This window comes from Methylomagnum sp., from assembly GCF_054333355.1.
The window spans coordinates 1-3,072 of record NZ_JBTEKS010000474.1; the positions used below are offsets into that span (position 1 = coordinate 1).

3 protein-coding genes are annotated in these 3,072 nt (G+C 62.5%); 1 reads left to right on the forward strand and 2 read right to left on the reverse strand.

The genetic code is table 11. The features are described from left to right. Positions 1-131 precede the first annotated feature (131 nt). Positions 132-1,370 carry an ABC transporter ATP-binding protein gene (locus ACXWUF_RS21270; RefSeq protein WP_458496543.1) on the forward strand — a complete coding sequence of 413 codons (1,239 nt, stop codon included), beginning with the start codon at positions 132-134 and terminating at the stop codon, positions 1,368-1,370. Between the two features lie 106 nt (positions 1,371-1,476). Here the strand turns inward: ACXWUF_RS21270 and ACXWUF_RS21275 are convergent, their stop codons facing one another. Further along, complete coding sequence (locus ACXWUF_RS21275) at positions 1,477-2,244, reverse strand: endonuclease/exonuclease/phosphatase family protein (RefSeq protein WP_458496544.1); 768 nt, start codon at positions 2,242-2,244, stop codon at positions 1,477-1,479. 68 nt (positions 2,245-2,312) lie between these two features. After that, positions 2,313-2,963 (reverse strand): thiol:disulfide interchange protein DsbA/DsbL, encoded by a 651-nt coding sequence (locus tag ACXWUF_RS21280; protein ID WP_458496545.1) that lies wholly within the window; start codon positions 2,961-2,963, stop codon positions 2,313-2,315. Positions 2,964-3,072 lie beyond the last annotated feature (109 nt).

Sequence of the window (3,072 nt, forward strand, 5' to 3'; positions counted from 1 at the left end):
CTGAAGGCGGGACTACGAGCTTTCAACGTAAAACCGTGCTCTAGGGTGGAACACGCAAACCGTAACCACCCCGCCCCCTTGCAAGGCATTCCACCCCTTCATCCCGGACTGCCCCACTTCTCCCAACCACCGTGCCCCAACCGACCATCCTATTCGAGCGAGTCGGCAAGAAATTCCGCCGCTCCCTGAACGCCGCGCTGCTTCATGGCTTGGAAGACGCGGGCCGGAGGCTGCTCCGCCTCAAGCCGCTGGAGCGCCTGCGCCGCGACGAATTCTGGGCGCTCCACGAAATCTCCTTCGCCGCCGAGCGTGGCGAATGCATTGGCATCATTGGCCCGAACGGCGCAGGGAAAAGCACCCTGCTCAAACTGATTAACCGGGATTTCTCTCCCGATGGCGGCAGGCTGAGCCTCTGGGGCCAGGTCCAATCCTTGATCCGCCTCGGCATCGGGCTGCAACCGCTGCTGACCGGGCGGGAAAACATCTATGTCAAATGCGCCGAACTCGGGCTAAACAAGCGCGAGACCGACGGACTGCTGGACCGACTCGTGGCTTTCGCGGGGCTGGAAAAGTCCTTGGACTCCCCGGTCAAGCACTATTCCGACGGCATGTACGCCCGGCTGGAATTCTCCATCGCCACCTGCGTGCCTATGGACATCTTGCTCATCGACGAGGTGCTGGCGGTGGGCGACGTGGCATTTCAGATGCGTTGCCTGGAACGGCTGGACCAACTCAAGCGGGCGGGCACCACCATTTTGTTCGTCTCCCATTCCGAGATGAATGTCCGGCAAATCGCCGACCGCTGCCTGCTGCTATTCGATGGCGAAGCGCTGGCGTTCGGCGACACCGACACGCTGTTCCGCAAATACTATGAATCGGTTGGCTTCATTAACCGGGCATTGGCACCACTGGGCGCGACCCCGGATAGCCCGGCGGATTTCGCGGGGACGGCCTCGATCCGGCATTTGGACGTGTCCGGGCGGACGCAGGCGGATGGCCCGCCGCAATCAGCCACGGGCCAAGCGCTGGAATTGATGGTTCATTATTCCGTGAGCGCGCCGGTGGACGGATGCGCCCTGGTTCTCCAATTCTGGAATTCGGCGGGCTTGTTGATGGCGTCCTTCGACTCGGAACTTGAGGGCGGCGATTTGACCCTCGCGCCGAGTGGCGGGCCGTTGCGGGTGACGTTTCCGTTTTTAGGGCTGACCGCTGGCGTTTACCGAGTGGCCGGAGGGTTCAGGGCGGGGGGGCGCTGGCTGGGCCATGGTTCAGACTTGCGGCGGCTGGTGGTGCATCAGGATGAACCGGCAAGCCACCAAGGCTTGTTCGCCATGTCGGCCAAAATCCTGACGCCGCCCAAAAGCACTTGATCGGGCTGGGCCGTGGGAGCGGGCTTTAGCCCGCGACCATTGCTCGGAGCGTGGGCTGAAGCCCACTCCCACGGATCGGACATCCCATCCGAAACCCGATGCCGCCTTAATGGCACAGCGTCAGTTCGTCCGGCAGATCGACGTCCATCGTAATCGGCAGATGGTCGGAGCAAGTCAGGTTGACCACACGCACCCGATCAACCCGCAGGCCGGGCGTGACCAGAATGTGGTCCAGCATCTTGTGGGGTCGCCAGCTTGGAAAGGTGTTGATCTCGCACGCCGGGTCGCAAAGCCGGGTCTCTGTGGTCAGCAGCTTGAGTTCGGGGGAACCCGGCTCACAGTTCAAATCGCCCATCACCACCACATAAGGCAGGTCATGGATCAACTCGCTGACGAAGGCGAGTTGCTTGAGCCGGGACCGGCGGCTCAAGGCCAAGTGCAGCACGCACACATACAGCGAGGGGCCGCCGGGTCTGCCATAACGGGCCAGCAGGGCGCCACGTCCCGGCAGACCGGGCAGCTTGTAGTCGTGGATCGCGTGGGGCTTGACCCGGCTCAGCAGGCCGTTGCTATGGAGGGCCAGATTGCCGACGCGCCGGTTGACTTGGTTGTGCCAATAGCCGAAGCCCGCGTTCTCGGCCAAATACTGGGTTTGCACGATGTTATGGCTGCGGGCGCCACCGCCGTCCACTTCCTGCAAGCCGACGATGTCGTAGGACTTCAGGAAGTGGGCGATGCGGTCAAGATTGGGCAGGCGCTTGCGGGACGGCCAGATGTGCCGCCAGCCGCCGGTGATGTAATCACCGTAGCTGGACGTGCTGAGACCGGTCTGGATATTGAAGCTGGCGAGCTTGAGGCGCCTGCCTTGGGCCATCGCCCTCGCCTCCGAGTGAACTTGAGCTGGCGTCTGCTGGATGCTGGCGAACAGCGCGGCGGGCTGGATCAATGCGCCGCCGCTTTGGCCGACTTGGCTTCCTGCTTGATGAGCGCGTTGGTGATTTCGATCATGCGCGGGAAGGACTTGGCCTTCTGCGGACCCACCAGATATTTGCCGTTGATGACCAAGCTGGGGGTGCCATTCACGCCATACTTGGCGGCCATCCCTTCGGCCTGCCGCATCTTCGAGTCCACGGCGAAGGATTTGTACGCCTTGTGGAAGTCATCCGCCGCCACGCCATGTTCCTGGAAGAACTTCGCCAAATCGTCCTCGGATTCCAGGACTTGCTTCTTGCTCTGGATGGCGTCGTAGAAGTCGGCGTGCATTTTGTCCAGCACCCCCAGCGCTTCCGCCGTGAAGAACGCCTTGGCATGGGCCGCCCAGTGGGCGTTGAACACCGCTGGCTGCCGGATGAACGTCACCGAGTCCGGCTTCTTCTTGATCCACGCATTCAGGTCCGGCTCGAAGTGGTAACAATGCGGGCAGCCATACCAGAAGAACTCCATCACCTCGACCTTGGCCGGGTCGGACGTGGGCTGCGGGGGGCTGACCAGATCGTAATCGGTGCCCGGCTTGAACCCAGCCGCGCCCTCTTCGGCGAACGCGGGAGCGGACAGGAACAGCACACCGGCCATGAGCGCCAATAGCGATTTCATCGTTTATCCTCGTTTTATGGGGTTTATGGGTTTTATTTGTAGGGCTTGAGTTCCGCCGGTCCCGCCCCCCCGCCCCGACACCCGGCTGGCAGGCGGCGACTGGCGGTCG